The organism is Acinetobacter sp., assembly GCF_049284435.1.
Lineage (GTDB): Bacteria > Pseudomonadota > Gammaproteobacteria > Pseudomonadales > Moraxellaceae > Acinetobacter.
The window spans coordinates 1-6,464 of the sequence record NZ_JBAPXX010000144.1 but is presented as its reverse complement, the minus strand read 5'-3'; the positions used below and the strand labels follow the sequence as shown (position 1 = coordinate 6,464).

The following is a 6,464-nucleotide window of genomic DNA, read 5'->3' as shown; positions in this document are numbered from 1 at the left end:
TAACCGTACATTTCCCAGAACAGGGACAATTAAAAATTCTCAATGCATGTTGTCCGGTCTCACACAATAAAACCCGTTTATTCGTGCCACTGACACGCAACTTCGATACCACAGGAGATTTACAGGCGGTATATGACTTCAATGCACAAATTTTTGCCGAAGATCAGGACATGGTGGAAAGCCAGAAACCTGAAGAATTACCGCTCGATATTTCCATGGAAGCACATTTTGAAGCGGATCGTTCTTCAACGACCTACCGTCGAATCTTAGCCGAGTGGGGATTAAGTAAACGTTATGTTGTCTAATATATCTTAAAACTTAAAAATATAGATTAAATTTTAAATAGAAACCCTATATTTTAATATAGTGGTTTTTATTTATCTTAATTTTGAATGATCAATTTATTTATATTTTCTTATTTTTTAATTGAAATTGATTGAAATTATAAAAATTGGAAATTAAAATAAATTAATCCAAGTAAGCTTCGATTAGCGAGTTCCAACCTCCTCCAATAAGGAGAGAAAAGAACAATATCTGTAGAACATCACCCTTCGGTACATTACAAGCTAAAACCAATTATCAAAAAACCATTAATCTACCTTGATATTAACAGCTTATATCAAAAATAATTCCATTTCCTCAATGAATCTCAATACAAGATTCTATCATCTAAATTTATCTTTAATGATGAAAACAGTAAAATCAGAAAAAAGGAATGTGCAAACTTAAGGCATTTTATTTTATCGCACCACTAATAAGCATAATTAAAAATAAATCCATTTTATAAATTAAATTTCTTATCAATCGTAAAATAAGCTTTTATAAATTTAACATCATCACGCTTTAATTAAATCAAAAAACAAAAACATCTTATTTTAAAACCCTATTTTTATTATTTTTGATAAAAACTGGAATGCTTATTGCTAATTATATATTGAACAGACTGAGCGTATTTGAGTGAAGTCATTTTTAAAGCATGTGTTGCATGACACAGAACAACCAAGAGCAGAATAGAATGAAAGAAAAAAATAGCTTGAAAACCGGATTGAAAAAATTGGTAGGGGTATTAATAGCAAGTGGGGTAATGGGCGTGGCCGCTGTCGCCAATGTTCACGCCCAAGATAAAGCTGCGTTTGTTTATATTGGTCCAACCAGTGACCATGGCTGGACTTATTCTCATGACCAAGGCCGTATTAAAACTGAAAAAGCACTCGCTGGAAAATATAAAACGTCTTATATCGAAAATGTCCCTGAAACAGCAGATGCCGAACGTATGATCCGCAACCTGGCACAGCAAGGCAATAAAGTCATTTTTGCGACTTCATTTGGTTATATGAATGCGATGGAGAAAGTATCCAAGCAATTTCCAAATACAGTATTTATGCATGCAACCGGTTATAAGCAGGGCAAAAACTTAGGGGTCTACGATGTCCGTACCTATGAAGGCGCTTATATGCTGGGTGTGGTCGCAGGGCAAAAAACTAAAAATAATGTATTGGGCGTAGTTGCGTCTTTTCCGATTCCTGAAGTTATACGTAATATCAATGCCTATACCCTCGGCGCACAAAGTGTAAATCCCAAAATTAAAACCAAAGTCATTTGGGTGAATTCATGGTTTAACCCGGGTAAAGAGCGTGACGCAGCCCTGGCCTTGATTACTCAAGGCGCGGATGTGCTGATGCAAAATACCGATTCTCCGGCAGTGGTACAGGCGGCTGAACAAAAAGGTGTCTTTGCTTTTGGCTGGGATTCTGACATGAGCAAATTTGGCCCTAAAGCACATCTTGCTGCATCGGTTTTACATTGGGAGAAAATCTACACCCCAGTAATGACTCAAGTCAGCAATAAAACCTGGAAACCAAGTGCGATGTGGTATGGCGTGAAACAAAAAGCCGTCGATATCGAAAATTTCGGTCCTTCAGTGTCGGCAGCCTCTAAAGCAAAAGCCCTCAGCGTACGTGATGGCATTTTAAAAGGCACGTTGCATCCATTTACCGGCCCGATTCACAAACAGGATGGCACATTGGTATTGGCAAAAGGTAAGCGCCTAGATGATGCGGCATTAAGCAAAATGAATTACTACGTGAAAGGTGTAGAGGGTTCATTACCGAAATAAAGCATCTCAATTTCGCCATTAAATATCTAGATGTACTTTTCCGCATCTATCTGAATGTTTAACCCACTTCAGATGGATGCCGCACTATCACAGCATTGAATAGGGCACTGATGATGACCTCTCAACACGATAGATCTGCTCATACGCGAGAGATGAATACAGTATCTGTTTCGAGCGTACCGCGTTTACAGCTGATTAATATCTGTAAAAGTTACAATTCACTAAAAGCAAATGACCAGATCCATTTAACTGTTCAACCTGGACAGATTCATGCCATCTTGGGTGAAAATGGTGCCGGTAAAAGTACCCTGATGAAAATTATTTATGGGGCAACCAAGGCCAATCAGGGACAAATCCTCTGGAATAGTAAAGAAGTCCATATTGATAGCCCGTCGATGGCAAGAAAACTCGGCATTGGCATGGTCTATCAGCATTTTTCTTTGTTTGAAACCTTGACCGTGGTGGAAAATATTTCTCTGGGACTGGATGAAAAAATTGGTTTAAAAGTCCTGAGTCAAAAGATCATTGAAGTCTCAGAGCAATATGGTTTACCCATTGATCCACGCCGCGAAGTACATTCTTTATCGGTAGGTGAGCGGCAACGCGTCGAAATTATTCGTTGTCTTTTACAAAATCCCGCTTTAATCATTTTAGATGAACCCACCTCGGTACTGACGCCACAAGCGGTGCGTCAACTGTTTAAAACCTTGCGTTTATTGGCCTCCCAAGATGTTTCGATTTTATATATCAGTCATAAATTACATGAGATCAAAGAACTCTGTGATGAAGCAACCATCTTGCGCAATGGCCGTGTTACCGGAAATGTTGATCCCAAAGACAACAGCACCAGTGATTTAGCGCGCTTAATGATTGGGCGTGATTTACCGACCTATGTACGCCCAGAATATACAGGTGAAAAACAGGTGCTATTTCAGGTCGAGAATCTGGATTATCAGTCCGACGACCCATTTGGTGTGTCGCTGAAAAATATCAATTTAAATATTTGTGCCGGTGAAATTGTAGGAATTGCAGGGATTTCTGGCAATGGGCAAGCAGAATTGCTGTCTTTATTGTCGGGTGAAAATAGCCTGAAACATGGCCGGATGGTTCTGGATCAAATTGATATATCCAGATTCAGTCCCGGACAACGGCGTGACTTGGGCTTGGGCTTCGTACCTGAAGAACGTCTGGGCCGAGGAGCAGTCCCGAACATGACGCTGTCTCAAAATGCCTTACTGACGGCTTTTCGCCAAGGATTCACTCGTTGGGGACTGATTAAATTTGCCCAATGTAAAACCTTTGCCGAGCAATGTATCGAAAAATTTGGCGTCAAAGCCAGTGGCAGTGATGCGGAAGCACGTTCTTTGTCCGGTGGAAATCTACAAAAATTTATTGTCGGCCGGGAAATTCTGCAAAATCCAAAAATCCTGATTGTGGCGCAGCCGACCTGGGGCGTGGATGTTGGCGCCTCAATGTTTATCCGACAAACCCTGATTGATTTATCACGTCAGGGCGTTGCCATTTTGGTGATTTCAGAAGAATTAGAAGAGCTGTTTGAAATTAGTGATCGCCTCTGCGTATTGGCCAATGGTGAACTATCTCCAGCGATACCTATCCATGAAACCAATACCGAGAATGTTGGGGTCTTGATGTCAGGTATTCGAACCTATGACACGGCGATCGTAAATGCAGAGGAGCAGCAGGCTCATGCTTAATATAGCCAAAAAAAAAATATACAGATTGAGAGGAGAGCGACATGCATTTACTGGAACCGCGTGAACATCCATCTCAAATGATGAAGTGGCTTTCCCCGCTCATTGCGCTGCTGGCCATGCTGATTGTCGGCAGTATTCTGTTTTTAATGTTGGGGATTAATCCCGCGCAAGCCATGTACATCTTCTTTATTGAACCGCTGACATCAACTTATGGCTGGAGTGAACTGGCAGTGAAAGCCGGGCCTCTGATTCTGATTGCCTTGGGGCTGGCGGTTGGATTTCGAGCCAAATTATTCAATATCGGTGCTGAAGGTCAGCTTACCATCGGGGCAATTTTTGGTGGTGGTATTGCGATTTTATTTCATGATCAAATCGGTTGGTGGATTCTCCCGTTAATTATCGTCATGGGTGCACTCGGTGGGGCACTCTGGGGTGCAATTCCTGCCTTACTGAAAACCCATTTTAATGCTGAAGAAACCCTTACCACCCTGATGATGAATTATGTTGCAGTATGTATGTTGCTATACCTGGTCAATGGCCCGTGGCGTGATCCTGAAGGGATGAACTTCCCACAATCGGTGGTTTTTAATGAGAGTGCTACGCTGCCATTCATTGTAGAAGGCACCCGCATTAATGCCTCTATCTTTATCACTCTTTTTGCAGTGGTCCTGTTCTGGGTTTTTATGCGCAAAAGTCTGATGGCCTATAAACTGGAAGTTAGCGGTCAGGCACCTTTAGCTGCCAAATACGCAGGTTTTTCTTCCTCCAAAGCTATCTGGATGAGTCTGGTGATTTCCGGAATGATGGCAGGTATTGCCGGAATCTGTGAAGTGGCAGGACCTATTGGACAGCTGAATCCGAACCTGTCCCCAGGTTATGGCTATGCAGCGATTATCGTGGCCTATCTAGGGCGTTTAAACCCAATCGGTATTGTGCTGTCCGGCTGTTTTATGGCGCTGATTTATCTGGGCGGCGAAATGGCACAAATGCAGCTACAGCTTCCGGTCGCGATTACCGGTATTTTCCAAGGCCTGCTGTTATTTTTCCTGTTGGCTTCCGATGCATTAATTGAAAACCGTTACCGTTTTAGCAAAAAAATGGCGCCACCGTTCCATCAGCCCACAGCAACCACCCTTTAACCCAATGTTGTCTACAGCAAAAGGAAGCATGATATGGCTTTAGAAATAACTGCAATTCTTGCAGGTACTGTTGCGGCAGCAACACCACTGATTTTCGCAGGTCTGGGGGAATTGGTCACACAGCGGACTGGTGTGATTAATCTTGGAGTAGAAGGAATGATGCTGGTCGGTGCAATTGCAGGTTTTGCCTTTGCTGCGCAATACGATGCCAGTGTATTAAGTGCCTTATTGATGGGTGGTCTGGCAGGCATGCTGATGGCCCTGATTTTTGCCTTTTTTACCTTGTCTTTAAGTACCAATCAATCCGCGTGCGGTTTGGCTTTAACCATTTTTGGACTCGGCATCTCTGCATTTTTGGGGCAGAACTACGTCAGTATGGCTTTACCGGGTCTGGCTAATTTTAATATTCCACTATTAGCGGATATTCCAGTATTGGGTCCGATTTTGTTCCAGCAAAACTACGTGGTGTATTTGTCAATCTTGGTCTTCTTTCTGGTGTGGCTTGTCTTGGCGAAAACCCGTTTGGGCTTATTGCTTAAAGCTGTAGGAGAATCACCGGAAAGTGCGCATGCCATGGGTTATCACGTGTTGGCGATTCGTTATGGCGCAGTGCTATTTGGCGGTTTGATGGCAGGAGTTGGCGGAGCATTTTTATCAACCGTGTATACCCCGATGTGGATTGAAAATATGGTGGCAGGTCGCGGCTGGATTGCCATTGCACTGGTAGTATTTGCGGTGTGGAAACCAACACGTTTAATGCTCGGTGCTTACCTGTTTGGTGGCGTGACCATTTTACAATTTCATGCCCAGGCGCTTGGAATAAAGGTTCCGAACGAGTTGCTTGCAGCATTGCCCTATATAGCCACCATTGTGGTACTGGTTATGATATCGCGGAATAAAAAAGTGTTAAAAATGAATTTGCCATCTTCTTTAGGTAAAACCTTCGTGCCATAACCGCAGCCATTCATCAAAAACAGAATAGATTTGAGTATAAATCATGAAAATTTTAACAGCTTCCTATGTCCTCACCATGAATGCGCAGAATGAATATATTAAAAATGGCGCGATACTGATTGAGGGAGACAAAATAAAAGCAGTTGGCACATTGGCGCAATTAACCCAATGCTATCCGGAAGTGCTCATTGAGGATTACCCACAAACGATCCTGATGCCGGGCTTGATCAATACCCATTGCCATTCCGGATTATTGCGCGGCACGGCTGAAGGATTACCAGTGTGGGATTGGTTACAGCAGTATATTGACCCGATGCACCGGGTGTTGACACCAGAGGATGCGAAAATGGCCTCTTATTTGTGTTATGCCGAGGCACTTTTGTCGGGAACGACCACTATCGTTGATATGTGGCGCTATATGGACGGAAGTGCTGAAGCTGCGCAAGCGTTGGGAATTCGTGCTGTTCTTGTGCCTTATGTCGCAGAGCATCCGGATCACAATTATTTTGAAACCTTAAAAAGTAATGAGGCTTTAATCAA

5 protein-coding genes and 1 pseudogene are annotated in these 6,464 nt (G+C 42.6%); all 6 read left to right on the top strand.

Annotation, left to right across the window (positions count from 1 at the left end; translation table 11 throughout):
* Window positions 1-305, top strand: a pseudogene (locus WAK81_RS12915) (aromatic ring-hydroxylating dioxygenase subunit alpha); the annotation flags it as partial.
* A gap of 710 nt (window positions 306-1,015) precedes the next feature.
* Complete coding sequence (locus WAK81_RS12910; RefSeq protein ID WP_422197342.1) at window positions 1,016-2,116, top strand: BMP family ABC transporter substrate-binding protein; 1,101 nt, start codon at window positions 1,016-1,018, stop codon at window positions 2,114-2,116.
* Window positions 2,117-2,226: 110 nt separating this feature from the next.
* Complete coding sequence (locus WAK81_RS12905) at window positions 2,227-3,831, top strand: ABC transporter ATP-binding protein (protein WP_422197340.1); 1,605 nt, start codon at window positions 2,227-2,229, stop codon at window positions 3,829-3,831.
* Between the two features lie 41 nt (window positions 3,832-3,872).
* Window positions 3,873-4,970 (top strand): ABC transporter permease, encoded by a 1,098-nt coding sequence (locus tag WAK81_RS12900; protein ID WP_422197338.1) that lies wholly within the window; start codon window positions 3,873-3,875, stop codon window positions 4,968-4,970.
* A 33-nt stretch (window positions 4,971-5,003) separates the two neighbouring features.
* Entirely contained in the window at window positions 5,004-5,924 is a 921-nt protein-coding gene (locus tag WAK81_RS12895; RefSeq protein ID WP_422197336.1) for an ABC transporter permease, read from the top strand.
* 43 nt (window positions 5,925-5,967) lie between these two features.
* Window positions 5,968-6,464, top strand: a 497-nt coding sequence (locus tag WAK81_RS12890) for an amidohydrolase family protein (protein ID WP_422197334.1), incomplete at its 3' end; no start/stop codon positions are given.